At 60.3% G+C, this 25,818-nt stretch carries 18 protein-coding genes; 7 read left to right on the top strand and 11 right to left on the bottom strand.

Translation table 11 applies throughout. The features are described from left to right. Positions 1-63 precede the first annotated feature (63 nt). Together PG5_RS07315 and kynU are read right to left on the bottom strand one after the other, a co-directional pair. Entirely contained in the window at positions 64-1,377 is a 1,314-nt protein-coding gene (locus PG5_RS07315) for an OprD family porin (RefSeq protein ID WP_020796473.1), read from the bottom strand. Between the two features lie 103 nt (positions 1,378-1,480). Further along, positions 1,481-2,731 carry a kynureninase gene (kynU, locus tag PG5_RS07310; protein ID WP_020796472.1) on the bottom strand — a complete coding sequence of 417 codons (1,251 nt, stop codon included), beginning with the start codon at positions 2,729-2,731 and terminating at the stop codon, positions 1,481-1,483. 174 nt (positions 2,732-2,905) lie between these two features. Between kynU and PG5_RS07305 the strand changes: the two genes are divergently transcribed. Further along, positions 2,906-3,379: an Lrp/AsnC family transcriptional regulator gene (locus tag PG5_RS07305; protein WP_020796471.1), complete on the top strand. Its 474-nt coding sequence runs from the start codon at positions 2,906-2,908 to the stop codon at positions 3,377-3,379. Between the two features lie 12 nt (positions 3,380-3,391). On the opposite strand, the gene PG5_RS07300 is transcribed toward PG5_RS07305, so the two are convergent. Continuing rightward, entirely contained in the window at positions 3,392-4,405 is a 1,014-nt protein-coding gene (locus PG5_RS07300) for a helix-turn-helix domain-containing protein (RefSeq protein WP_020796470.1), read from the bottom strand. Between the two features lie 377 nt (positions 4,406-4,782). Between PG5_RS07300 and antA the strand changes: the two genes are divergently transcribed. From antA to PG5_RS07280, 4 genes are read left to right on the top strand one after another with little or no spacing between them, the layout of a single operon-like run. Further along, positions 4,783-6,171, top strand: coding sequence for an anthranilate 1,2-dioxygenase large subunit (gene antA, locus PG5_RS07295; protein WP_020796469.1), 1,389 nt, complete (start codon positions 4,783-4,785; stop codon positions 6,169-6,171). Between the two features lie 2 nt (positions 6,172-6,173). Beyond that, a complete protein-coding gene (antB, locus tag PG5_RS07290; protein ID WP_020796468.1) occupies positions 6,174-6,665 on the top strand; it encodes an anthranilate 1,2-dioxygenase small subunit in 492 nt (163 codons plus the stop codon). Positions 6,666-6,683: 18 nt separating this feature from the next. Further along, positions 6,684-7,703 (top strand): anthranilate 1,2-dioxygenase electron transfer component AntC, encoded by a 1,020-nt coding sequence (gene antC / locus PG5_RS07285; RefSeq protein WP_020796467.1) that lies wholly within the window; start codon positions 6,684-6,686, stop codon positions 7,701-7,703. Between the two features lie 43 nt (positions 7,704-7,746). After that, entirely contained in the window at positions 7,747-9,150 is a 1,404-nt protein-coding gene (locus PG5_RS07280; protein WP_020796466.1) for an amino acid permease, read from the top strand. A gap of 180 nt (positions 9,151-9,330) precedes the next feature. On the opposite strand, the gene kynA is transcribed toward PG5_RS07280, so the two are convergent. Together kynA and kynB are read right to left on the bottom strand one after the other, a co-directional pair. Next, entirely contained in the window at positions 9,331-10,185 is an 855-nt protein-coding gene (gene kynA / locus PG5_RS07275) for a tryptophan 2,3-dioxygenase (protein ID WP_020796464.1), read from the bottom strand. Next, positions 10,182-10,847, bottom strand: coding sequence for an arylformamidase (kynB, locus tag PG5_RS07270; protein WP_020796463.1), 666 nt, complete (start codon positions 10,845-10,847; stop codon positions 10,182-10,184). Before kynB ends, kynA begins: the two co-directional genes overlap by 4 nt. Positions 10,848-11,122: 275 nt before the next feature. On the opposite strand from kynB, the gene PG5_RS07265 reads away from it, so the two are divergent. Beyond that, entirely contained in the window at positions 11,123-11,467 is a 345-nt protein-coding gene (locus PG5_RS07265; RefSeq protein ID WP_007946320.1) for a cupin domain-containing protein, read from the top strand. Positions 11,468-11,637: 170 nt separating this feature from the next. Here the strand turns inward: PG5_RS07265 and mmsB are convergent, their stop codons facing one another. Beyond that, positions 11,638-12,525 carry a 3-hydroxyisobutyrate dehydrogenase gene (mmsB, locus tag PG5_RS07260; RefSeq protein WP_020796462.1) on the bottom strand — a complete coding sequence of 296 codons (888 nt, stop codon included), beginning with the start codon at positions 12,523-12,525 and terminating at the stop codon, positions 11,638-11,640. Between the two features lie 10 nt (positions 12,526-12,535). Beyond that, the gene (locus PG5_RS07255) at positions 12,536-14,062 is read right to left on the bottom strand and encodes a CoA-acylating methylmalonate-semialdehyde dehydrogenase (protein WP_020796461.1); all 1,527 of its coding nucleotides are present in this window, start codon (positions 14,060-14,062) and stop codon (positions 12,536-12,538) included. A 150-nt stretch (positions 14,063-14,212) separates the two neighbouring features. On the opposite strand from PG5_RS07255, the gene PG5_RS07250 reads away from it, so the two are divergent. Beyond that, a complete protein-coding gene (locus tag PG5_RS07250) occupies positions 14,213-15,160 on the top strand; it encodes a LysR family transcriptional regulator (protein ID WP_020796460.1) in 948 nt (315 codons plus the stop codon). 16 nt (positions 15,161-15,176) lie between these two features. Here the strand turns inward: PG5_RS07250 and PG5_RS07245 are convergent, their stop codons facing one another. The 4 genes from PG5_RS07245 to recC form a co-directional block, all read right to left on the bottom strand. After that, a complete protein-coding gene (locus PG5_RS07245) occupies positions 15,177-16,187 on the bottom strand; it encodes an acyltransferase (RefSeq protein WP_033045393.1) in 1,011 nt (336 codons plus the stop codon). 224 nt (positions 16,188-16,411) lie between these two features. Continuing rightward, positions 16,412-18,511 carry an exodeoxyribonuclease V subunit alpha gene (gene recD, locus PG5_RS07240; RefSeq protein ID WP_020796458.1) on the bottom strand — a complete coding sequence of 700 codons (2,100 nt, stop codon included), beginning with the start codon at positions 18,509-18,511 and terminating at the stop codon, positions 16,412-16,414. Further along, complete coding sequence (gene recB, locus PG5_RS07235) at positions 18,508-22,200, bottom strand: exodeoxyribonuclease V subunit beta (RefSeq protein WP_020796457.1); 3,693 nt, start codon at positions 22,198-22,200, stop codon at positions 18,508-18,510. The genes recD and recB overlap by 4 nt, the downstream gene beginning before the upstream one ends. Next, positions 22,197-25,649 carry an exodeoxyribonuclease V subunit gamma gene (gene recC, locus PG5_RS07230; RefSeq protein ID WP_020796456.1) on the bottom strand — a complete coding sequence of 1,151 codons (3,453 nt, stop codon included), beginning with the start codon at positions 25,647-25,649 and terminating at the stop codon, positions 22,197-22,199. The genes recB and recC overlap by 4 nt, the downstream gene beginning before the upstream one ends. Positions 25,650-25,818: the final 169 nt, after the last annotated feature.

Here is a 25,818-nt window from a genome sequence, read left to right as displayed (position 1 = left end):
TTTCTTGAAGAGCACGTCTTGGTTTTTACCGGTGGGGATCAGCCACGCACAGCAGGACACGGATCAGAAAATACTCAGTGGATATTCGATGATGACGCGCACTTCGTTGTTGTCCGTGGTATCGGCCCGCGCCACTTGCGCGGTGGAACGCACACTGGCCTGGCGCACCCGCACCGACAGGTCCCGCGCCTTGCCAGACTGCACGACGTAGCGCGCCTCGATGTCGCGTTCCCAGCGCTTGCCGTCATCGCCGTAGCGTCCGTAGGCGCCGTTGGGACCACCGTCGTAATGGCTGTCGTCGATATGGTCACCGCTGACGTAACGGGACATGAAGCTCAGCCCCGGCACGCCGAAAGCCGCCATGTCCAGGTCATAACGCAGTTGCCATGAGCGCTCGTTGGGGGCGTTGAAGTCGAGCACCTGAATCGAGTTGGCGAGGAAAATCGAAGTGCCTGGCTGTTGATCGAAACCCAGGTAATCGAACGGCTCGTTGCCATCGACTTGTTGATACGCCAGGGTCAATCGATGGGCACCGGACTTATACCCGGCGGCCAGCGACCAGGTGGTGTTGTCGATTTTTCCGGCCAGGCTCTGACCATCATCGTTGGTGCGGTAGATGTTGAAATCCAGGTTCAGCGACTGGCCTTCACTCAGGGCAAAGGTGTAGTTGCCGTTGGCGTAGTACTGCCGCCAGATATCGGTGAACTGCGAGCCGTAGAGGCTGATGCTCAGTTGATCGCTCAGGGCATAACTACCGCCCAGATAATCGACACTGCGGGTTTCCACGCCAGCGTACAGCGCTTTCAGCGCGCCATCGGCATTGGTCGAGTTACTGTCGTTGCCGGCGGTGAAATGACCGATGTCCAGTTGCAAGGCCTTGAGTTCATGGCTGGTCAGCTGGAAGCCCGTGGCAACACTGGTGAACAGTCGCGCATTGCCGGTGCCGAACACCGGGTTTAGCGGGGTCAGGTTGCCGTACTTGAGTTCGGTCTGCGATACCCGCGCCTTCACCGCGCCACCCGCTTCGGAGTACTCATCCTCGGGGCGACCATCGGAATCGACCGGCAGCAAACCGGTGCCGGTGCGCCCCTTGCCGCTGTCGAGTTTGAGACCCAACTGCGCGTACGCATCGACCCCGAACCCCACCGTTCCCTGGGTGTAGCCGGAGCGGTAATCGAGCATGATCCCGTGGGCCCATTCATCCCGATAATTCTGGCCGCCAGGGTTGTTGAGGTTATTGCGATAGAAAAAGAAGTTACGGTTGGTCAGGGTCAGGCTGCTGCCTTCGACGAATCCATTGTCGGCGGCGGCATAGGCCATTTGCCCGAGGCAACTGCCGATGGCGAGCGACAAGGCGGGCCAGGGGGACAGTCTCATTCTGCGTGCTCCTTATTATTGTGTTTGCACAGAACAGTTGATCGATCGCAGGCGAAGCCCTGCCGCCAGGAAACCTGGCAGCAAGACCTGGACAACGCAGGTATCAGGTGACGCTGTGGCGAACCTGGAATTGCGCTTGCGCCCAGGTTTTCTGATCGAGAATCTCGCCGAGGATCTGCACTGCATCCCAGACCTCGGTGAAGGTCGTGTACAGCGGGGTGAAACCGAAACGCATGATGCGCGGCTCGCGGTAGTCGCCGATCACGCCCCGGTCGATCAAGGCCTGGATCACTGCATAGCCTTCGGGGTGTTCGAAGCTCACGTGACTGCCACGCTTGGCGTGCTCACGCGGCGTGATCAATTTCAGTTCGTGAGCCGAGCAACGCTGCTCGACCAATTCGATGAACAAGTCCGTCAGCGCCAAAGATTTGCGGCGCAAGCTGGCCATGTCGGTCTGGGCGAACACATCCAGCCCGCACTCGACCATCGCCAACGAAGTGATCGGCTGGGTACCGCACAAGTAACGGGCGATGCCGCTGCTCGGCTCGTAGCGCGACTCCATGGCGAACTGCCGCGAGTGGCCGAACCACCCCGCCAGCGGCTGCGGCACCAGATCGCACAACGGCGGCGAGACCCAGACGAACGCCTGCGAACCCGGACCGCCATTGAGGTATTTGTAGGTGCAGCCGATGGCGTAGTCGGCGCCCGCCTGATGCAAGTCGACCGGCACCGCGCCAGCGGAATGCGCCAGATCCCAGATGGCCAGTGCCCCGCACTCATGGGTCAGCGCGGTCAGCGCTTGCATGTCGTGCATGTAGCCGGTCTTGTAGTTGACGTGGGTGAGCATCACCACCGCCGTGTCCTGGTCAATCGCTTGTGGCAACTCTTCAGGGCTATCAACAAGGCGCAAGGTGTAACCCTGCTGCAGCATGTCGGCCAGGCCTTCGGCGATGTACAGGTCGGTGGGGAAATTGCTGCTTTCGGTGACAATCACCCGTCGCGCTGGCGACCTTGTGGCTTGCACCCGCAGCGCGGCACTGAGCACCTTGAACAGGTTGATCGAGGTCGTGTCGGTCACCACCACTTCACCGGCACGGGCGCCGATCAACCCGGCCAGGCGATTACCCAAACGCTCGGACAAATCGCGCCAACCGGCAGTGTTCCAGCTGCGGATCAGGCCACTGCCCCACTCTTGGGCAATCACTTCCTGAGCACGCGCCAATGCCGCGACCGGGCGTGCGCCCAGGGAATTGCCATCGAGATAAATCACACCGTCGGGTAGCGCAAATTGCTGGCGTAGCGGCGCGAGAGTGTCCTGGGCATCACGCGCCAGGCAATCGTTTCTTGTTGTCATCGGGTGTCCTGTTCTTTGAAGGTCGTTGCGTTTATGCAGGCGTTGTCGGCCCCTTTTCGTGGAGAAATAATGAACGATGCCTTGGAGAATTTTCGTGCAAACTAAGCGGCTACCAGGTAGTTATTTCGCATAAAATTCGAATCCAACACCCATAAACGCGGATTTACGCCAGCCATGAATCTCGACTCGACAGACCTGCGAATCCTCCATCAACTGCAACAGGATGGCCGCATCAGCAATCAGGAACTGGCAGAGAAAGTCGCCCTGTCGCCGTCGGCCTGTCTACGAAGGTTGCGCCTGTTGGAAAGCGAGGGAATCATCAGCGGCTATCGCGCGGTGTTGAATGCCGAACGGCTGGGGATCGAACTGGAAGCCATCGTCCATGTGTCATTGCGACAGGACGTCGAGGATTGGCACGAGACGTTTATCAAGAAGGTCCAGTCGTGGCCGGAAGTGGTCACCGCGTATGTGATTACGGGAGCGAGCAACTACGTGCTGCGGGTCCAGGCGCGTAATCTCAAACACTTCTCCGACTTCATCGTCAACCACTTGAACCGCACGGCGGGGGTGACTGACATCCGCTCGGAAATCGTCCTGCAGAAGATCAAGGAGCGTGAATCGCTGTTGGACCTGGTGGTGCGCAAGTAAGGAACGGATCGCTCAGAAGCCGCGCAGGCGCCGGGCTTCATTGCGCTGCAAGGTCATGCTCGGGGATTCGTCGAACAGCTTGCGGTATTCGGCGGAAAAGCGCCCCAGGTGCGTGAACCCCCAGCCCATGGCGATCGCGGAAATATTGCGTGCCGAGCCGTGCTCAAGCAGCTCCTGGCGCACGCCGTTCAAGCGGTACTTCTTCAGGTAGACCATCGGCGACAATGCGAAGTACTTCTTGAACGCTTCAAACAGCTTGAAGCGTGAAACCCCGGCAGCCGCTTCGATGTCCTCCAGGTGCAAAGCCTCGCGAGCATTGTCGTGAATGTATTGCCGCGCCCGGATCAGGTAGTGCGGTAATTTAACGCCCAGCACCTGGCGCAGCTCTTCTGAATAGTTGTTCGGCTGGGCGAGGATCAAGCCTTTGATCAGCGAACTTTCAATGTCCCGGGTGAAGGCCACTTGCTCGTAGAGTTCGCTACTGCGCTCCAGCTCAGCGATGAAATAGCGCGCCATGCGCCACCATGAAGCCGACGCGCCATCGACCGCATCCATCACCGGTTCGAAACGCAGCGGCGCATCCAGCGGTCGCTGCAGCAAGCCTTCCAGGGACTCGCTCATGGCGGCGCGGGTGATCACCACCTGGACTTTGCGGCAGTCGCCGGAAATCGCCAGCAGCTGGTTTTCATTGGGGGAAATGATCACCCCCTGATCGCGGTCGGATTTCACCACGCTGCCGTTCTTGCTCAACTCCTGTTCGCCCACCAGGGGCAGGCTCAGGCTGTAGCTGCTGAAGCGCTCGGGATCCTCGATATCGATGGTGACATCGGTGCCGTATTCGATGGTGCCCAGCGTCGTGGCCATCGACTTGAACGTGTTGGCACTGTGATGGAAGCGGATCCGCTCGGGCGTCGTGGTCACGAGCCGGTGCGGCCCGCAAATACCGGACATCCAGCTTCTTGCGGCCTCGAGGTCGTCGCTGTCGACACGAATGTCGCGACTCTGCGGATCGGTTTTGCTGTTCATCACGGTGCACCCACGGGCTATTTTCCAGCGCGCTCTGACGGCGCGTCTCAGGCGTGGAAAACGCAAGTTCCAGGCCACAAAACGCCAGCGCCAACTGAGTGGATAGCAATCCTCGACTATGTGGATAACGTAGCCGGTGAACGTGTCCCAACAGGCACTCGACGTTGCGCAAAACAGTACCTGATTGCTGCAGACAGGTGCAGCCGTTCATCGTTTGGTGCGCCTTCTGGGTAGTCGCTGCCCAGTTTGATACCGAGTGGGTGTTACCCCACAAATTTTACGGACTGCCTTCGCCCACAAACCGGATAGACCCCCACCCGCCCCACTCCCTCTAATGAGCACACCGATTAGCCCCAATAAAAAACAGGTGCACACCCATGAGTGGCGAAAAAAACGTCGAGCAGTGGAAAGCGTTTATCCAGGGCTGCCTGGACTTCCGTCCGGCAGAAGGCGTGTTCCGCATCGCCAGGGACATCTTTACCGAGCCGCAGTTGTTCGATCTGGAGATGGAACTGATCTTCGAGAAAAACTGGATCTACGCCTGCCACGAAAGCGAACTGGCCAATAACCACGACTTCGTCACGATGCGCGCCGGTCGCCAGCCGATGATCATTACCCGCGATGGCGACGGCCAGCTCAACGCATTGATCAACGCCTGCCAGCATCGCGGCACGACCCTGACCCGCGTTGGCAAGGGCAATCAGTCGACCTTCACCTGCCCGTTCCATGCCTGGTGCTACAAAAGCGACGGGCGCCTGGTGAAGGTCAAGGCGCCGGGCGAGTATCCGGAAGGCTTCGACAAGGCCACGCGCGGTCTGAAAAAGGCGCGCATCGAGAGCTACAAGGGTTTCGTGTTCATCAGCCTCGACGTACACGCCGACAACAGCCTCGAAGACTTCCTCGGCGATGCCAAGGTGTTCTTCGACATGATGGTCGCCCAATCGCCAACCGGTGAGCTGGAAGTGTTGCCCGGCAAGTCGGCCTACACCTACGACGGCAACTGGAAACTGCAGAACGAGAACGGCCTCGACGGCTATCACGTCAGCACGGTCCACTATAACTACGTGGCCACGGTGCAGCATCGCCAGCAGGTCAACAGCGAGAACGGCACCAGCAGCGCCAGCACCCTGGACTACAGCAAGCTCGGTGCTGGCGACGCCAACACCGATGACGGCTGGTTCGCGTTCAACAATGGCCACAGCGTGCTCTTCAGCGACATGCCGAACCCGTCCGTGCGTTCCGGCTACGCGACCATCATGCCGCGCCTGATCGAAGAACACGGCCAGGAAAAGGCTGAATGGATGATGCATCGCCTGCGCAACCTGAACATCTACCCGAGCCTGTTTTTCCTCGATCAGATCAGCTCGCAACTGCGCATCATCCGGCCGGTGGCCTGGAACAAGACCGAGATCATCAGCCAGTGCCTGGGGGTGAAAAACGAGTCGGACGCCGACCGCGAAAACCGCATTCGCCAGTTCGAGGATTTCTTCAACGTGTCGGGCCTGGGTACACCCGACGACCTGGTGGAATTCCGTGAAGCCCAGCGCGGTTTCCAGGCTCGCCTGGAGCGCTGGAGCGATATTTCCCGCGGCAGTCACCGCTGGGCCACCGGCGCCACGCCCAACAGCGAGTCGATCGGCATCGCCCCGGCCATGACCGGCACCGAGTTCACCCACGAAGGGCTCTACGTCAACCAGCACAGCAACTGGCAGAAATTCCTGCTCGATGGCCTGGACGCGAAATCCCTGAAACTCCGTGAGGTGTAATGATGAATGCGCAATTGCAGTACCAGATCGAACAGTTTTTCTACCGCAAATCCGAACTGTGCGATGCCCAGGACTGGGACGCCTACATCAAGCTGTTCGACGAGCAAAGTGAGTTCCACCTGCCGCAATGGGACTCGGAACACGTCTACACCCGCGACCCCAAGCGCGAGATGTCGCTGATCTACTACCCCAACCGTTCAGGCCTGGAAGACCGTGTGTTCCGCCTGCGCACGGGCAAGTCCGCCTCCTCGACACCGATGCCGCGCACCTTGCACATGATCAACAACGTGCGGATCAGTGAACTGGAAAACGGTGAATTGGAGGTGCGCCTGAACTGGCACACGCTGTTCTATCGCCTGGCCACCTCCGAGCAGTTCTATGGACGCGCAACCTACCGGCTCAAGCCCCACGCCGACAGTTGGCTGATCAGCCGCAAGCATGTGCTCTTGCTCAACGACACCATCAACTCGGTACTGGACTTCTACCACCTCTGAATCCAAGGAGATCGAGGCATGAATCACAAAGTGGCGTTCAGCTTTGCCGACGGCAAGACCCTGTTCTTTCCCGTACAACCCAACGAAATCCTGCTCGACGCCGCCCTGCGCAACGGCATCAATATTCCTCTGGATTGCCGCGAAGGCGTCTGCGGTACGTGCCAGGGTCGCTGCGAATCGGGTGACTACAGCCAGGATTATGTGGACGAGGAGGCGCTCTCGAGCCTGGACCTGCAGCAGCGCAAGATGCTCACCTGCCAGACCCGGGTGAAGTCCGATGCGGCGTTTTATTTCGACTTCGCTTCCAGCCTGTGCAATGCCTCGGGCCCGGAACAACTGAGCGCAACGGTGACGGACGTCAGGCAAATTTCGGCCAGCACCGCGATCCTGCACCTGGATCTCGGTACGACAAACCCACTGGATTTTCTGCCGGGGCAATACGCCCGGCTGTTGATTCCGGGGACTGAAAGCAAGCGCTCCTACTCGTTTGCCAATCGGCCGAGTGAGCACAATCAACTGCAGTTCCTGATTCGCCTGCTACCCGACGGCGTGATGAGCAACTACATCCGGGAACGCTGCCGGGTGGGCGACGAAATCATGCTCGAGGCACCGCTGGGTGCGTTCTATCTGCGGCATGTGGCCAAACCACTGATCCTGGTGGCGGGCGGAACCGGGCTGTCGGCACTGCTGGGCATGCTCGACGACCTCGCCGAGCGCGGTTGCACGCAGCCGGTGCACCTGTACTACGGCGTGCGCGACGCTGCCGACCTGTGCGAACGGGCACGGATCGAGGCTTATGCCGAACGCCTTGCGGGGTTTCGCTACACCGAAGTGGTCAGCGATCCATCGCCACAGTGGACAGGCAAGCGCGGCTACATTGCCGAGCATTTCGACCTCAGTGAACTGCGCGACGCGCCGGTCGACATGTACGTCTGCGGGCCGCCGCCGATGGTCGAATCGATCAAAGACTGGTTGCAGGCCCAGGCGCTGGACAGCGTTCACCTGTATTACGAAAAGTTCACCGAGAGTAATATCTGATCTTTCAAACCAGGCCTGACAACAATAACCAGAAGGGAACGAGATGGCGGATGAAATCTTGCAACAGGGAACGCTCAAGCGAGGGTTGAAAAATCGACATATTCAACTGATCGCCCTGGGCGGGGCGATTGGTACCGGGCTGTTCCTCGGCTCTGCAGGGGTACTCAAGTCGGCCGGCCCGTCGATGATCCTCGGTTATGCGATTGCCGGATTCATCGCCTTCCTGATCATGCGCCAGTTGGGCGAGATGATTGTCGAGGAGCCGGTAGCCGGTTCGTTCAGTCACTTCGCCCACAAATACTGGAACGGTTTTGCCGGTTTCCTTTCGGGCTGGAATTACTGGGTGCTGTACGTGCTGGTGGGCATGGCCGAGCTGACGGCCGTGGGCAAGTACGTGCAGTTCTGGTGGCCGGAAATCCCGACCTGGGTCAGCGCCGCGGTGTTCTTCGTCCTGGTCAACCTGATCAACACGATGAACGTCAAAGTCTTCGGCGAGATGGAGTTCTGGTTCGCGATCATCAAGGTCGTGGCCATCATCGGCATGATCGTCCTGGGCTGCTACATGCTGTTCAGCGGCACCGGTGGCCCACAGGCATCGGTCAGTAACCTGTGGAGCCACGGCGGTTTCTTCCCCAACGGCACCACCGGCCTGCTGATGTCGATGGCGTTCATCATGTTCTCCTTCGGTGGCCTGGAACTCGTCGGCATCACGGCCGCTGAAGCCAGCGAACCGAGGAAGGTGATTCCCAAGGCGATCAACCAGGTGGTTTATCGCGTGTTGATCTTCTACGTCGGCGCACTCACCGTGCTGCTGTCGTTGTACCCTTGGGATCAACTGCTGCAGACCCTTGGCGCGTCCGGCGATGCCTACAGCGGCAGCCCGTTCGTCCAGATCTTCTCGTTGATCGGCAGCGATACCGCCGCGCACATCCTCAACTTCGTGGTGCTCACCGCGGCGCTCTCGGTCTACAACAGCGGCGTTTATTGCAACAGCCGCATGCTCTACGGCCTGGCCGAACAGGGCGATGCACCGAAATCGCTGATGAAACTGAACAAACAGGGCGTGCCACTGCGGGCGCTGGGCATCTCGGCGCTGATCACCATGCTCTCCGTGCTGGTCAACTACCTGGCGCCCCATGAGGCGCTGGAATTGCTGTTCGCCCTGGTAGTCGCCTCGTTGATGATCAACTGGACGCTGATCAGCCTGACCCACCTGAAGTTTCGCAAAATCATGGGCCAGCAAGGCATCGTGCCGAGCTTCAAGTCGTTCTGGTTTCCTTACAGCAACTACCTGTGCCTGGCGTTCATGGCCATGATCATCTGTGTGATGTGGATGATCCCGGGCATACGCGCGTCTGTCATTGCTATCCCGGTGTGGGTGTTGATCATCTACGGGTTCTACCGGATGCGTGTGGCGCGGGATCGCAGCTTGCCTGTCGCGCAATAATCCTTAGCCCAACAAAAAGCCCCGGCATTCAATGAATGCCGGGGCTTTTTCATGCGCGTCCCCTGTAGGAGCGAGCCTGTTCGCGATGAACCTGAGAGCGTCGCGGGGTGTCAGGTTTCCCGCGTTATCGTTGGCCTCGATCGCGAGCATGCTCGCTCCTACAGGGATGTAAACGTCAGATCACAGGGTCGAACGCACCCGCCACAACTCCGGGAACAGCACGGTATCGAGCATCTTGCGCAGGTAACCCACCCCTTCGGTGCCGCCAGTGCCTGGTTGAAAGCCAATGATCCGCTCGACCGTGGTGACATGGCGGAAGCGCCACTGGCGGAACGAGTCTTCGAGATCGATGAATTTCTCGGCCAGTTGGTAGAGATCCCAATAACGCGACGGATCCTTGTAGACCACACGCCACGCCGCTTCGACCGAGGCGTCATGTTGCGTCGGGCTCGTCGGGTCGCGCTCGAAACGCTGAGGATCAATCGCAAGGCCAGCGCTGGCCATCAAGCGAATAGCTTCGTCATACAGCGAGGGTGTGGCGATGGCTTTTTCGAGTTCCTGCAGCAACTCCGGGCGATGGGCGTGGGGGCGCAAAAGCGTCGCGCTCTTGTTGCCCAGGATGAATTCGATTTCACGGTACTGAAACGACTGGAAGCCCGACGACTGTCCCAGGAAAGGCCGGATCGCGTGGTACTCGGTAGGTGTCATGGTGGCCAGTACTGTCCACGCATGCACCAGTTGATCAAAGATCCGCGAAACCCGCGCCAACATCTTGAAGGCCGGCGGCAACTCTCCCAGCCGCACGTGTTCGCGGGCAGCCTTGAGCTCGTGCAGCATCAGCTTCATCCACAGCTCAGAGGTCTGGTGCTGGATGATGAACAGCATCTCGTTATGGTCCGGCGACAAGGGGTGCTGGGCACTGAGAATACGCCCCAGGTCCAGGTAATCGCCGTAGCTCATGGAGTCGGAAAAATTCAGCTCGGCGTTATGCCATTCCTCTGTCTGACTGGCAGGCGAATACGGACATTGGCTCATTGAGCAGGCTCCTCATGTGGCGTGGAATTCAGTGGACGCAAGATAGCCCTGACCGGGCTGGCGTCGAGGTTGGCAAAGCGCAGCGGCAGCGCGATCAACTCGTAATCCCCTTCCGGTACGTCATCTAGCACGATGCCTTCGAGAATGGCCATGCCGTGACGCGCCACGGCGTTGTGCGAATCCATGGTCTTGGATTGCTGCGGGTCCAGCGATGGCGTATCGATGCCGATCAGGCGCACGCCGAGACTGGCGAGCAGGTCGACGGTGTCTTTGGCGACCGCCGTGAATTCGGGGTCCCAGGTGGCCAGCGGCGCGTGTTGATAGGTCCGCAGCAGGACGCGTTCGGGCAAATTGTCCAAACGACCTTGCAGTTGTCCGGGTTGCACCAGTGCGCCGCTGCCAAGGCAATGCAGCACCCGGCAAGGCCCGATATACACATCGAGGGACACGTCGCCGATGGCCGCGCCGTCCTCGCTGTAGTGCAATGGCGCGTCGACATGGGCGCCGGTGTGCGGCGACAGCGTGATGCGCCCGACATTCACCGGGCATTCAGGCCCCAGTGTCCAGACGCGTTCTTCCTGAAACGGCGTATCTCCCGGCCAGGTCGGTGTTGCGGTACTCAAGGGCGGGCTGATGTCCCACCACGACATTGTTTTTTTCATTGCACAGCTCTCGGCCTTTTCCGAAGTGAATGATACGAGCGATACCTGTGCATGTTCTTGCAAAAAGATTCGAAAAAGCCTGGGGCTTTCGCACAAACTGCCAGATATCGGCGGTTTATCGAGTGGAAATTTCAATGGGCTTGCAGGCGCTTTCAGCCGTCAAGCGGGTGAGGGTCGCTGCGTTTCTGGATACCTCGATGTCGAGTACAGACAACTGATCCCCCGGCAGGCCCTATAGGGTGCGTCCTCAGCTCTCCCCCAACGCCGGAGTCATCATGACCGCACCGATTACCGTTCTTCGCGACACCCATCCGCTGCCCGTACTCGACGCCTGCAAATGGGAAAAACTCGAAGGCGACCCGCACACCGTCAACCTCAACGCCTACACCAGCGAAGATGGCAGCAAGATCATGGGCACCTGGATCTGCACGCCAGGCAAGTGGTACGTGGAATATGTGAAGTGGGAATACTGCGACTTCCGCGAGGGGTACTGCATCATCACCCCGGAAGGAAAAGAGCCGATCCACCTGCGCGCCGGAGACATTTTCGTCATTGAGCCGGGGATGAAAGGCACCTGGGAAGTGGTGGAAACCGTGCGCAAGTACTTCGTGTTTGCCTGATGCAAAAAAACCGGGAAATCACCCGACGTGATTTCCCGGTCAATGTCGATGCGCACATGCAATACCTGTAGGAGTGAGCATGCTCGCGATGGACTCAAGAGCGCCGCGTGAACCCAGGAAACACGCGTCATCGTTAACGACCATCGCGAGCAGGCTCGCTCCCACAGGTTTTATTGCGGCTTGCGATAACTGTTGATGATCGCCGAGAAGTCACTGCCGCCTTCCCCACGCAAACTCATCGCCTGATACAACTGCTGCGCCACCGCGCCCAGTACCACCGGCTGGTGCGCCTGACGGGCCGCTTCCGTTGCCAGTCCCAGATCCTTGAGCATCAGCTCGGCGCCGAAGCCACCGGTATAGCCGCGCGAGGCTGGTGCCGTTTCAACGATGCCCGGCCATGGGTTGTACATCTCCGAACTCCAGCAACGTCCGGTGGAGCTGTTGATGATGCCCGCCAGCACCTTGGTGTCGATGCCCAAGGCATCGCCCAGGGCCATGGCTTCACTGACGCCAACCATGGAAATGCCCAGCAGCAGGTTGTTGCAAATCTTGGCAATTTGTCCGGTGCCCACTTCGCCGCAATGGACGATGTTGCGGCCCATCTGCGCCAGCACCGGTTGCAGGGTCGCGAAGAGTTCCGGGGTCGCACCGACCATGAACGTCAACGTCCCCGCCGCGGCGCCCCCGGTGCCACCGGAGACCGGCGCATCGGCCATGGCCACGCCCTGCTTGGCAGCGGCGGCGGCCACGTCACGGGCGGTCTGCGGATCGATGGTGCTGCAATCCACGGCTGGCACACCCTTGCCGATACCGGCGAGCACACCGTCTTCGCCCAGCCAGACGCTGCGTACATGCACGGCAGCGGGCAGCATGGTGATGACCAGTTCGGCACCTTGCGCCGCCTCACGGGCCGAAGCGCTGATGGTGCCGCCCAGTTGTTCAAGCTCCGCCAGCACGGCCTTGTTCAGGTCGACCAGGCGCAGTGAATGGCCGGCCTTGATCAGGTTGCGCGCCATCGGCGCGCCCATGTTGCCGAGACCGATAAAAGCAATGTTCATGTCCGGCTCCTTAACGCAGGTTGATGGTGGTGTTCACACCGTCGTTGACGCTGTCGTCATCGAACCAGCGGCTGGTGACGGTCTTGGTCTGAGTGTAGAACTGCACCACTTGCTTGCCATACGGGCCAAGGTCGCCAAGCTTGGAGCCACGGGAACCGGTGAAGCTGAAGAATGGGACCGGTACCGGAATCGGGATGTTGATGCCGACCTGGCCGACGTCGATTTCGCTCTGGAACTTGCGCGCCGCCGCACCGGACTGGGTGAACAGGCCCGTGCCGTTGCCGAACGGGTTGGCGTTGACCAGGGCAATCGCCTCGTCGAGCGTATTGACTTCCAGCACCACCAACACCGGACCGAAGATTTCCTGGGTGTAGATCTGCATGTCGGGGGTCACACCGGAGAACAGGGTCGGGCCGACGAAGTTGCCCTTCTCGTAACCAGGAACCGTGATGTCGCGACCATCGAGCTCGAGTTTCGCGCCTTCCTTGATGCCGCTTTCGATCAGCTCGAGAATTCGCGCCTTGGCCTTTTTCGAAATCACCGGGCCGACGTCGGTGCCCGGCTCGCTGCCGGCATTGACCTTGAGTTTCTGCGCCAGTGCTTTCAAGTCAGGCAGCCATTGCTTGGCCGCACCGACCAGCACCACCACCGAAGTCGCCATGCACCGCTGACCGGCCGCGCCGAAACCGGCGCCCACCAGCGCATTCAGCGCCTGTTCGCGATTGGCATCGGGCAGCACCACGGCGTGGTTCTTCGCGCCCATCATCGATTGCACGCGTTTGCCATGCTTGCCGGCCAAGTCATAGACGTGGGTGCCGACCGCCGTCGAGCCCACGAAGGAAACGGCCTTGATGTCTTTATGGGTGCACAGCGCATCCACCACGTCCTTGCCGCCGTGCACGACGTTGAGCACGCCGGCCGGAATCCCGGCCTCGATAGCCAGTTCCACCAGCAGCATGGTCGACATCGGATCCTGTTCGGACGGCTTGAGCACGAAGGTGTTGCCGCAGGCGATGGCCATCGGGAACATCCACAGCGGAATCATCGCCGGGAAATTGAACGGTGTGATACCGGCGCAAACGCCGATTGGTTGACGCAGGGTGTAGGTGTCCACGCCACCCGCCACGTTTTCAGCGAACTCGCCCATTTGCAGGCTGCCGATGGAGCACGCGTGCTCGACCACTTCCAGGCCACGGAAAATATCACCTTCAGCGTCGGCAATGGTCTTGCCCTGCTCGGCGCTGAGGACTGCCGCGATGCGCTTGGAATGTTCGCGGATCAACGCCTGCAGTTTGAGCATGATGCGCATCCGCGCGCCGATCGGCGTCAGCTTCCAGGTCTGGAAGGCGCGATGGGCGGCACTGATGGCGGCGTCGACTTCTTCAGCCGTGGCAAACGGCACCTTGGCCAGCACTTGCTGGGTTGCCGGGTTGATGATGTCGTGCCACTCGGTGGACTGCGATTCGACCCACTGGCCGTCGATCAACAGTTTGACCTTTTGCACGGTGGTCTCGTCAGGCGTAAGCGAAGCGTTCATGTGGGGTCTCCGAATCTTTGTTTTTATTTCAGGAGCCAGGGCGAAAAGTCACCCTGCGATAAGACGTGTGCCACGAATTGGTTATCGGGCTGTTTTTGGAGTATAGATGTGCAAACTTCTAATAAGAACGCACATAAAAGCCGGTCCATCATGCAAAAAAACATCACGTCTCTGGGTTCACTAAACTGGGATGACCTCAAGTTTTTCCTTGAGGTCTCACGCACCCGCAAGGCCAGCACCGCGGCCAAGCGCCTGGCCGTCGACTACACCACCGTGTCGCGGCGCATCAGTTCGCTGGAAGCTTCGCTGGGCACCCTGCTATTCGAAAAGTCCCGGACCAGCGGCTTTGTCCTGACCGCCGAAGGCCAACGCCTGATGGGCTACGCCGAGTCGATCGAAAGTACGCTGCACATGGCCTGCGAACAGGTCTCAGGGTCCGGGGTGGCGTTGTCCGGCCATGTGCGCATGGGCTGCACCGAAGGTTTCGGGAGCTTTTTCATTACCCCGCAACTGAGTCACTTCGTCGACGCCTACCCAGCGATCTCGGTGGACATCCTGCCGCTGCCGCACTTCATCAGCCTGTCCAAGCGCGAGGCCGACATCGTCATCGCCCTGGAGCGCCCGGAACACGGCCCCTATGTCTGCTGCAAGCTGACGGACTACCGCCTGCAGCTGTATGCGACGCAGCAATACCTCGACAAGCACCCGGCAATCCGCCGGCCGGCCGACTTGGGCAAGCATTCGTTCATCAGCTATGTCGACGACCTGGCGTTCAGTTCCGAGCTGCTGTACCTGGCCAACGTGCTCCCCGGCGCCAGCGCCAACTTGCGCAGCACCAGCGTGATCGCGCAGTTCGTGGCCGCGCAGCAAGGGCGGTCGCTGGCCATCCTGCCGTGCTTCCTGGCAGCCCAGGACCCACGGTTGCTGCCGGTGTTGCCGCAGGAAATCAACATCACCCGGCAATTCTGGATGTACTGCCGCGAGGATCTGAGGAAGCTCAAGCGGATTACCCTGTTGTGGGATTACATCCGCGCCGTGACCGAGCAGAACCAGGCACTGTTGATGGGTGGCAGTCGGCAGATGGTGTTTGCCGACTGAGGATGTTCAAGAACGTTCAGGTTGTAACCGGTTGGCGGCCAGCCACTTTCCTGGACAATGTCTTGCCGAACGCTATCCACCATTTTTCATAATAGAAGGTGGAGATATGCGCGGTGATGAAAATGGCGGCGAACAACAACGGTCGCTTCAGATATTTAACGATGGTATCCCCGCTACCCAGCCAGGTATGCGCCAGCAGCGGATGAACAACGTAGAGCGCGTAGGAGATGGTGGCGATATAAAACAGAATGCGGTTGTTCAGAACATGGGCAATGAATGTCCGGCCATTGAGCAGCGTACTCCCGACCATTGCGGCGGCAATGTAAGGGCGCAAGTAGTTCATGAAACCACCGTCGGGATGACTGGACACGACAAACAGGGCGAATAAAGCCATTTGCACGACCAGCATTTGTGCCGGCGCCTTCACAAGATTGTTACCCAGTCTTTTGTGATAGATCAGCGCCAGTATGCAACCAGACAGTATTTCATCAATGCGGTAATAGGTATTGATGACGACATGGGCATCATTCATGACTCGATAGGTTGTGACGGCGATGGCAAGAAAAGGGATCAGCACCATCCACCTTTTCCTCATCATGACTACCAGCAAGGCGATGGCCACATAAAACTGGACCTCCATGCACAAGCTCCATAAATGGCCGTTTACATCGCCAAGCCACATGGGCGGCCAGTTGGCAAAGAACAAAAAATTTGCGATGTAGTAATCCGGAGGGCTGCTCATGATAGGCAAGACAATTGCCATGTACAGCCAGGCAAGAGGCACAATGCGAAAGAACCTGCGAATCAGAAAATCAATGACGCTGTCGTTATTGAGCAGAAAACTTGTTATCAGGAAACCCGACAAGGTAAAAAATATAGCCATGCCCATGACGCCTGCAGCAGAATTCAACTGCAAAAACTTTGGGCCAAGTGGTAGCAGGTGACACGCCAGTACCAGCAAGATACTTATTCCGCGCCATCCATCAAGTACGTTTAATCGAGAGCCTGCTACGGAACTATCACTCATATTGGCATTCGCTCTTTGGATATAAAAACCCAATAGTCGTAGCAGTGAAAATCTCATGGAGCCAGACCATTCAAGCCTGAAGTCTAGGTCACCTTTTGCGCTTTACACTTCACGCCATGATAAAATTTTGTCGCGCGCATTTGGCTAAATAACTGTTTTTTTGACGTTGCTTTCATGGCGTGAAGTGCAACGTCCACTTTTTGGCAGATGCGTTGCGAGCGCTGTCAGGCGCTCGCCTCCTTGAGTTCCAGCATCAGCCCGCTCAAGCGTTTGACCCGACGTCGCACCGCCTCTTCGAAGACGCCAGCCCGAGGCTCGATCAATGTGAACCAATCCTTGGCCCGGGTGATGCCGGTATAGATCAGCTCCTTGGTGAGCACCGGGTTCAGGGCATCGGGCAGGATCAACGCAGTGTGGGCGAATTCCGAGCCCTGGGATTTGTGCACGGTCATGGCGTACACGGTTTCGACATCATTGAGGCGACTGGGCAACACAAAACGCACGCCACCCTGGCCGTCGTTCCTCGGGAACGCGACTCGCAGTACCGGTTTCCCGGCCTCGGGCCCCTCGCGCTCGGGAAGCTTGAGGGCAATGCCGATGTCACCATTCATCAAGCCCAGGCCGTAATCGTTGCGGGTCATCAGCACCGGGCGGCCTTCGTACCACTGCTGGTCGCTGTCGATCAGCCGGGCCTTCAGCAAGGCGTCGGTCACCCGCTGGTTCAAGCCTTCCACGCCCCACGGGCCTTTGCGCACCGCGCACAACAACTGGAAGGCGTCGAACGCCTGCAAAACCTGCCGGGCCCAATCGGTCCAGCGCGCATCGTCCAGGGGACAATCGAGCGCTGGACGCTGGTTGCGCAGCAGGCTCAAGTAATAGCGGTAGCCTTGCGGCCCCTCACCATGACCTTCGAGCAACAGGCGCTCCAGCGCCCGATCCTGTTCATTGCGCAGGGACAGGCTGAACACATCGTCGTGGCTTCGCGCCGCCAGCAACTTGCGGGCTTGCGCGGGCTGTTGCTGGTTCACCCAACGAGCCAACTGGCCAATGCCGCTGCCTTCGCCGAAACGCCGCGAGTGGCGCAACATCACCACTTGCTGGGCCAGCGGATGGGTGCCCTGGGTGTCTTCCTGCAGCCCGCTGCCTTCCAGGCTTTCACCGCTGACGGTTTGCAGCCATTGTCGAGTGTGTGGGCTATACCAGCCCGCTTCGGCGTCGCGACACAGATCGCCCAGCACGGCACCGGCCTCCACCGACGCCAGTTGGTCCTTGTCACCCAACAGCACCAGGCGGGCATGGGCCGGCAGTGCATCGAGCAGGTTGGCCATCATTTCCAGGTCGATCATCGACGCTTCGTCCACCACCAGTACATCCAGCGGCAAGTGATTGCCGGCGTGGTGACGGAAATGTCGCGTCCCCGGGCGGCTGCCGAGCAGGCGGTGCACGGTGGTGACGTCAGAGGGGATTTTCTCGCGGATGGCTTCAGTGACTTTCAGCGTTCGCACTTGTGCGCTGATGGACTCGGTCAGCCGCGCCGCCGCCTTGCCGGTTGGCGCCGCAAGACGAATGCGCAGCGGCTTGCCCGCCTCTACGGCCGGGGCCTGGAGTAAGGCGAGCAAGCGCACCACCGTGGTGGTCTTGCCGGTTCCCGGACCGCCGGTGACGATACTGAAAGCGCTGCGAGTCGCCAGGGCGCAAGCGAGTTTTTGCCAGTCGACGACCTCACCGGGCCTGGCCGGACCGAATAGCCCCGTCAGGCGCTGCAACAAGTCCCCTGGTGCGTTCTCGTGCACCGCCAGGCGCTCGCGCAACGCATTGTCGATACGTCGTTCGTAGGTCCAGTAGCGTCTCAGGTACAGGCGCTTGCCGGCCAACACCAGAGGCCGCTGATGCACGCTGTCGCGCTCGTCCGCCGCCAATGCGACCAGGCTGCTGGCGGCCAGCACCTTGCACCAGTGGGCGCCATCCAGCCCTTCCAGCAGTTGCGATGGCAGTAACATCGCGCCACCTTGCAGGTCGCCTTCCGGGGGCAGCGACAGGGCGAAGTCCGGCTCCTTGAGGGTTTCGAACAGGTCCAGGCACACATGCCCATGACCCAACTGGTGACTCGTCAATGCCGCCGCCAGCAGTACCAGCGGATCATCGTTCGGAGCCAGCTCGTGAAGAAAACCGACGAAGGCCTTGTCCAGTGCTCGCAACCAGCCGCGCTCGACCCAACGCGTGAGCAGCAGCAACAAGTCTTCGGCACGCGTCAAAGGGCTGAGTTGCGCCAGGCTGTCGGCACTCAATGGCGTCGACAGTACATTGGCGAAGGTGCGGCTCATAGCAGTTCTCCCTGTTCCCAGGCGGGTTCGACCCTGGGCTGCGGCTTGCCCTGAAACAGGCGGTCCAGTTGCTCGATCAGCGCCCTGGGCGGGCGGGCGAAATACCCGCCCTGGCTTGGCGCACGGGTACCACGCAGGAACAGGTACAGCGCGCCTCCGACATGCCGGTCGTAATCGTAATCGGCAAGCCGGGCCTTGAGCTGGCGGTGCAGGGCCAGCAGGTACAACACGTATTGCAGGTCGTAGCGGTTGTCGAGAATCGACTGCTCCATGGCCTGCGCGGTATAGGCCGCGTCGTCGACGCCGAGCCAGTTGGATTTGTAGTCGGCGACGTAATAGCGGCCGTCATGCTCGAACGTCAGGTCGATGAAGCCCTTGAACATGCCGTTGAGCAACACCGACTCGGCGGCCACCCGAGGCACACCGTTGTGGGTGTATTGACACACCAGCGCATCGAGCTTGAGCACATCGACCTTGTGGCTGGCGAACCAGAACTCCATTTCGACACGGTACTGGGTCAACTGCCCGAATACCACCGGTGCCTCGCCGCTGCCCAGCGGCAACGGCGACTTGAGCAGATGCTGCAGCCATTCACTCAGCGTGCTGATCCAGCCTTCCCAGCCACGGCGATTGCAGCGACGGGCAATCGCATCTTCCACGGCTTGCCCGGTGACGCCAAAACCTTCGTTGCCTGCCCATTCGAGCAACCCATGGAGAAAGGTGCCCGGGTTCGGGCCACGGGGGAATCGATGGATATCGGCACCGCCGGCCACCATCTCTCGAGGGGTATGCGGGTCGAGACGTTCGTCGTCGAAGAGTTTCTGTGCCTGTGCACTTTCGGGCGCCTGATCACTGCCGATACTCAGGCTGTCGCCGATGCGCAAGGCGCTGTAAGAAGCAATCCACCAGTTTTCACTGGCCTTGCGTTGCACGGTCAACGGTGCCAGCAACGCAGCGGAGTTCTGCGGTGGATGGTAATGCTCGCTGGTGGCTTCAGGCATTTGTTCAAGACCAATCGCCGGACAGCCCTGTTGAAGGTCTCGCAACCAGGCCTGCAAGCCCGCCGACTCGTTCAAGCAAGCACCGCCGCCCAACAGATACCCGAGCGCCGACAGGTGCAGCACCGAGCTGTTGTTATTGCCGCGCTTGAGATCCGCCACGCCCAGCCAGCAGGCATGTTGCGCCCGGGTCAGCGCCACATACAACAGGCGCAGGTCTTCGGCCAGGCGCTCATCATCGGCCAGGGCGATCAATTCGGCCGTGGGGTTCAACGTCACTTGGGCCTTGCCTGCGGCGTCGTGGTAATGCAACGGCAGACGGCTGCCATCCACCGGTTTCGCCGAGCAAATGAACGGCAGGAACACCAACGGGTACTCCAGCCCCTTGGACTTGTGGATGGTCACGACCTTGACCAGTTGCTCGTCGCTTTCCAGACGCAGGATCTGCTCTTCACCCGCCTGGCCCGACAATGCCAGGTGCTCGGACAAATGCCGGATCAATGCCTGCTCGCCATCAAGTTCGGCGGCCGCCTGTTGCAGCAACTCGGACAGGTGCAACAGGTTGGTCAGGACCCGCTCGCCATCGCTGCGCGCTATCAATGCCTGGGGCAGCTTGAAGTCATGCAGCAAGCGTCGCAGCATTGGCAACACGCCCTGCTTGCGCCAAATCTCGCGATAGCGGCGAAACTGCATGACCCGCGCTTCCCAGGCCAGTTCGTCCTGGTTCAATTGCTCAAGCTCGACCAACGACAGATTCAGCGTGATGCTGGCCAGTGCCGCGCGCAGTGGCCGCTCGACGTCCGGCTCGGCGCAGGCCTTGAGCCAGGTCAGCACGTCATGGGCTTCCTGCGCGGCGAACACCGAATCCTTGTCCGACAGATAAACGCTACGCACGCCTCGGTTAGCGAGCTCGGTACGCACCGCCTGCGCCTCCTTGCCATCACGCACGAGGATGGCAATGTCCGCAGGCATCAAGCCTCTGAGCGGCTGGTCATCGCGCACGAAGCCCGCAACGCCTTGTTGTCCGCCGTTGAGCAAGGCGGTGATTTCGCTGGCACAGGCGGCGGCCAGTTGTTGGCGATAGACCACACCGGACAACGGCTGCTCGGCGCACAGGTGCCAGATGTTCAATGCCGGTACTGCCTGATGATCGATGCGCAGGACTTCCTTGCGCCCCTGGGACTCGACAGGCTGGAAGGGCACCGGGTTATCGCCATTGTTCTCCCGGAACAGGAACGCCCCGCGCCCGGACTCGCGAGACTCGGCATAGTCGAACACATGGTTCACGGCACTGACCATGCCATGGCTCGAACGGAAGTTGGTGCCCAGGGTATGCAGGCGGCCTGTGGTCGCCTGGCGGGCCCGCAAGTAGGTATAGATGTCGGCGCCGCGGAAGGCGTAGATCGCCTGCTTCGGGTCGCCGATCAGGAACAGCCCGCTGTCGGGGCTGTTGTCTTCAATGCGGTAGATACTCTCGAAGATCCGGTACTGCACCGGGTCGGTGTCCTGGAATTCATCGATCAATGCCACCGGGAACTGTTCGCGGATCAAGCTCGCCAGTCGCTCGCCGCCATCGCTTTGCAGCGCCGCGTCCAGGCGCAGCAACATGTCGTCGAAGCCCATTTCCGCACGACGGCGCTTTTCCTCTTCGAAACGCGCCCCCACCCAATGGGCAGCGTGTTGCAGTACGGCCGCATCGGGCGTCGGCAAGCCATCAAGACAGGCCTTGAGCGCGGGCATCGCGTCCAGGCCCGGATGATCCGGCGCGACGCCTTTTTTCCAGGCTTCTGCCATACCCTCAGGCGTCAGGCGCGTGAAGCCGGTGCCGATGTCCAGTTGCTCGAGGGACTCGTCTTCGGCCCAGGCTTTGATTTTCTCGAACCAGGGTTCGAAGTACCGCGCCTGCATCTTGCGCCCGTCGACACTCTTGCTGGCGACACCTTCGTGACACAGGGCCAGCAACTCGTCGGCCCACTGGCGCCACGGCATCTTCAGCTCAAGCAAGGCGGCTCGCCGCTCCTGCAGGCACTCGGTGATCAATTGCGCCGGCTCCTTACCGGCGAGGGTGTCGCGCGCGCTGGCGAACAACCCGCGGATCCGCGGCAACAAAGCGGCCGGACCGCCCCAATTGCTGCGCACCCAGTTCAACGCATCGCCCTGCATCGGATAACAGAACAAGCGCCAGTAATCGCGCAGCACTTCCCCCAGCAGATCGCTGTGGTCGGTTTCCAGGGTCTGAGTGAACAGGCTACCGCTGTCGAAAGCGTGCTCGCGCAACATGCGCTGGCACCAACTGTGGATGGTCGACACGGCCGCCTCATCCATCCATTGCGCGGCGATGTCCAGGCGGTTGGCGCAGCCGGGCCACTGTTCCGGCGCGTACTCTTGCCGCAGCTGGTTGATCAGTGCGTCGGGGGCCGGCGTTTCGTCGCGGAAAAACCGTGCGGCTTCTGCCAGTCGCGTACGGATGCGTTCGCGCAGCTCTTTGGTCGCGGCATCGGTAAAGGTCACCACGAGGATCTGTGGCGGCAGCAGTTCACGACCGAAACCATGGGAGTCTGCACCATGGCCCAGGATCAGCCGCAGGTAGAGTGCGGAAATGGTAAAGGTCTTGCCGGTCCCGGCGCTGGCCTCGATCAGTTGACTGCCACGCAGCGGGAACGCCAGGGCCAAGGGTGTCTGGGTGGTCATGGGCGGGCTTCCTCACTGGACACTGAGCGCCAAGGGGCCTCAAGCAGTGGTCGATACAAGGCATCGCACCAATCGACGAATGTCTCGTCGGCGACCAGGGCGTCGTAATCGGCGAACTGACGGGCCAGCGCCATGCTTTCGCGGCGCTCGCCATCAGTGGTCAAGCCGTCCCCCTCATAGGCCTTGCGGGCCGCTGCCTGGGCTTTGGCCGGGTCGGTCTGCCCGAGCCATGCAAAGGCGGTCTTGACCGCTATCGGCAGGGGTTGGCGCATTCCGGATTGCCAGGCCAGTAACAGATCACCCAGGGTTCCCAAGGCACTCTCCTGTGCAATCGGGTCGAGTAGCAGGCTGTCATCACTGGCGACCAAGGCCGTGGTCATCGGCATGCCGCTGGCGCACGCCACCAGATGATTGACCCACGGTCGTGTCAGCCGATGCCACTTGCGGGTCTTGATCGAACCAATGCTGTTGGGGATCGTCGTGACTGCCAGCAAGCCCCCGTCTGCCCGTTGATGCAGGCCACTGAGCCAGCCCTCGATACGCAGGTCGTCCACTTGCAGATTGACTGGCAGGGCACTGCTCAGGGGTGTTGGCCATAACGCCAGGAGCTGTTGATAACGCGCAAGCAGATCCGGCAAGGGTTCGATCAACTCGCGTTGCAGGCATTCGCCAAATCCTGCCATGGGCAGCAGCCCACTGTTTTGCAGGCGACTGGCCTGCGCCTCCAGCACCTGCTCGGTATTTTCCAGGTCTGCCAACGCCGCGCCGAGCAAACTGTCGCTCAGGCCATAGCGTTGCAAGGCATCGAGGACAAAGGGTTCTTCATCGGCCAAAGGCGCTTCTGCAGCTTCAAAGAACACCTTCAATCGCTGACTGAAGAAATGTCGCACCGGGTTGCGCAAGAAATCCTGCAGTTGCCCAAGACTCAGCGGTTCCTCCTGGATGTGGGCATCGAGCATCTCATGGCCAGGCGCATGCCCACCGGCCTGGTGAAGCACCTGCCACTCGCTGGCATAGCTGAACAGGGCATCACCCTGGTGGAAGTAACGGGCACTGAAGGGTTGCAGCGGATGCTCCTGGGTCATGGCCTCAAGCAAGCCTTCCTCGGCATCGGCCAATCGCCAACCGCTGGCCAGGTGGTCACGGAGCTGGCCGATCAGCACGGATGCCGGGCGCTCGCTGTTATCGCGAATGCTGCGACCGACCCAGCTTATGTAGAGTTGATCGCGCGCCGACAACAATGCCTCCAGCAGCAAATAGCGGTCGTCCTCACGCCGCGAGCGATCGCCAGGCCGGTAGTCGCTGCCCATGAGGTCGAAGTCCAGTGGCGGCTGTGCCCGCGGGTAATCACCATCGTTCATCCCCAGCAGGCACACCAGCTTGAACGGAATCGCGCGCATGGGCATCAAGGTACAGAAGTTGACCGCTCCAGCCAGAAAACGCTGGGACAATCGCCCCTGATCGAGACCGGCCAACCAGGCTTCACGGACGACGGTCAGCGGTAGTTCGTCGTGCAAGCCAACTGACTCACAGTTTTCCAGCCAGGTTTCGCGTAACGTTTCCAGCTGCGTCAACAAATACTCGTCGTGCTCGTTACTGGCCTGGAAGAACAGTGCCACCAATGCCTGCAAGCGCTGGCTCCATTGCTGCGGCGATGCCGGTTGAGAGAGCTCGTGGTGGGCAATTTCCAGTGCGTCCAGTAGCGCAACCAGCGGGCCTATGAGCGCGGCATCCAGACCACCGATTTCGTCATAGGGTTCGATGCCGCCACAGGCACCCGAACTGCCAACGGCATACCCGAGCAACATGCGCCGCAAGCCAAAACGCCAACTGTTTTGCTCCAATGCCTCGGGCAGCCCCAGGCCTGCGCGCTGCTCGGCGTTCATCCCCCAGCGGATACCCGCCCCTTCGATCCAGCGATGCAGGGTTGGCAGGTCACGTTCCTCTACGCCGAAACGCTCCCGTAGCGCCGGGACATCCAGCAGGTCGAGAATCTCGCTGACCGGGAAACGGCTGTCTGGCAACTTGAGCAGATGCTCCACCGCGATCAACAGCGGGTCACGGCCGCGCTGCCCTTGGTCCGCGAGGGTGAAGGGTATGAAGCGCGGGTCGTGGCGCTCAAGCTGGCCGAACACCGCGCGAATATGCGGGGCGTAGGCATCAATGTCCGGGACCATGACAATCACATCCCGGGGACGTAAAAGCGGATCGGCGCTGAAGCGTGCGAGCAACTGATCGTGCAGGATCTCCACTTCGCGCTGGGCGCTGTGGGCAATGTGGAAGCGGATCGACGAGTCTTTCTGTAGATCCACCGCCGGCCAGTATTCACGGGTTTCGCCCAATGGACGCAACTCAAGGATGTCGTCTTGCAACTGGTTGAGCATGTGCAGCGGTTGGCTTTCACTGAACAGGTCGATGCGCCCGTCACGAAACGCCGAGCGATAGCTGTTGGGATCGTCGTAGCTGTCGAGCAGGTTGATGTAGTCCCGTCCCTGCTTGCCCCATGCAGCCAGTAAGGGATGCGCGTGTTGATGCAGGGTTTGCGGATCGAGAACGCCCGGCATGCCACTTTTGCGCGCCTGCCGTTTGTATTGATGACGCAGCAGGTCTTTGTCGGCGACGATGTCTGCCCAATGGTGACGACAGGGGTTGTGCACGCACAGCAGCACCTGGCTGAACCGAGCCAGTCCGGCCAGGGCCTCGAGGGCTTGAGCCGGCAGCGAGGAAATGCCGAATACGATGACCCGTGACGGTAATCCACTCGGAGCCACGTCGAGGCTTTTGATGCGTTCGATAAACCGCTGGTGCACGCCGGCCCGGCTTTGCGCCATCCCTTCTACACCGACATCCAGCAACAGTGCACGCCACAACTCTGCCTGCCAGGCATTGGCAGCAGTCAGCAGCTTGGCTTCGCCCCTGCCGTTACGTAACTGGTGACGACCTTGCGCCCAGTCTTCGAGCCAATCGGCGCGGTACACCTGGTACTGGTCGAACAGATCCGCCAGTCGCTCAGCCAGTTGATAGCGTTTGCGCAAATCGGGGTCATGCGTGAGAAAACGCTGGAGCGGCTCGAAGTGTGGCTGATTGATCAACTGCGGCAGCAGACGCATCAGGCGCCAGGTCAGGGGGGCTTTATCCAGCAGCGACTTGGCCGGGATCTCGTCGCGCCCCAGGACCATCCGGTAGAGCTGCCACATGAAACTGCCGGGCAATTGCACATCGATGGCGGCGGCGATCCCGCAGCCGCCCATGTCGTCGTCTTCAGGATCTTCGGCGAGTGCCAGCTTAAGCCATTGCGCGATGCCGTTGCTCTGCACCAGGGCGATTTCATTTTCCAGGGGGGCCAGCGGGTAGCGCCGCATCCAGCTCACCACCAGGCTGCGTAACTCGTCCAGGCGATTGCCGTGAACCACCATAAAACCAGCACTGAGGGACGTTGCGTCCGGCATAAAGGCTTCCTTGGAAAGCGCAAATCGAGGGACGACTTTAACATTGAAGGCGGTTGGCTTCATTTTTAGGAGCGAGCATGCTCCGGGCGGCGTTCCGATGATGGTCGTCAACGATAAGGCTGGGGGCCTGATACCCCGTGGCGCTCTCCGGTTCATCGCGAGCATGCTC

Origin of the sequence: Pseudomonas sp. G5(2012), from assembly GCF_000408945.1 — a bacterium.
Taxonomy (GTDB): Bacteria; Pseudomonadota; Gammaproteobacteria; order Pseudomonadales; family Pseudomonadaceae; genus Aquipseudomonas; species Aquipseudomonas umsongensis.
The sequence above is the reverse complement of the archived record's forward strand: the minus strand, read 5'-3'. Positions and strand labels throughout refer to the sequence as shown.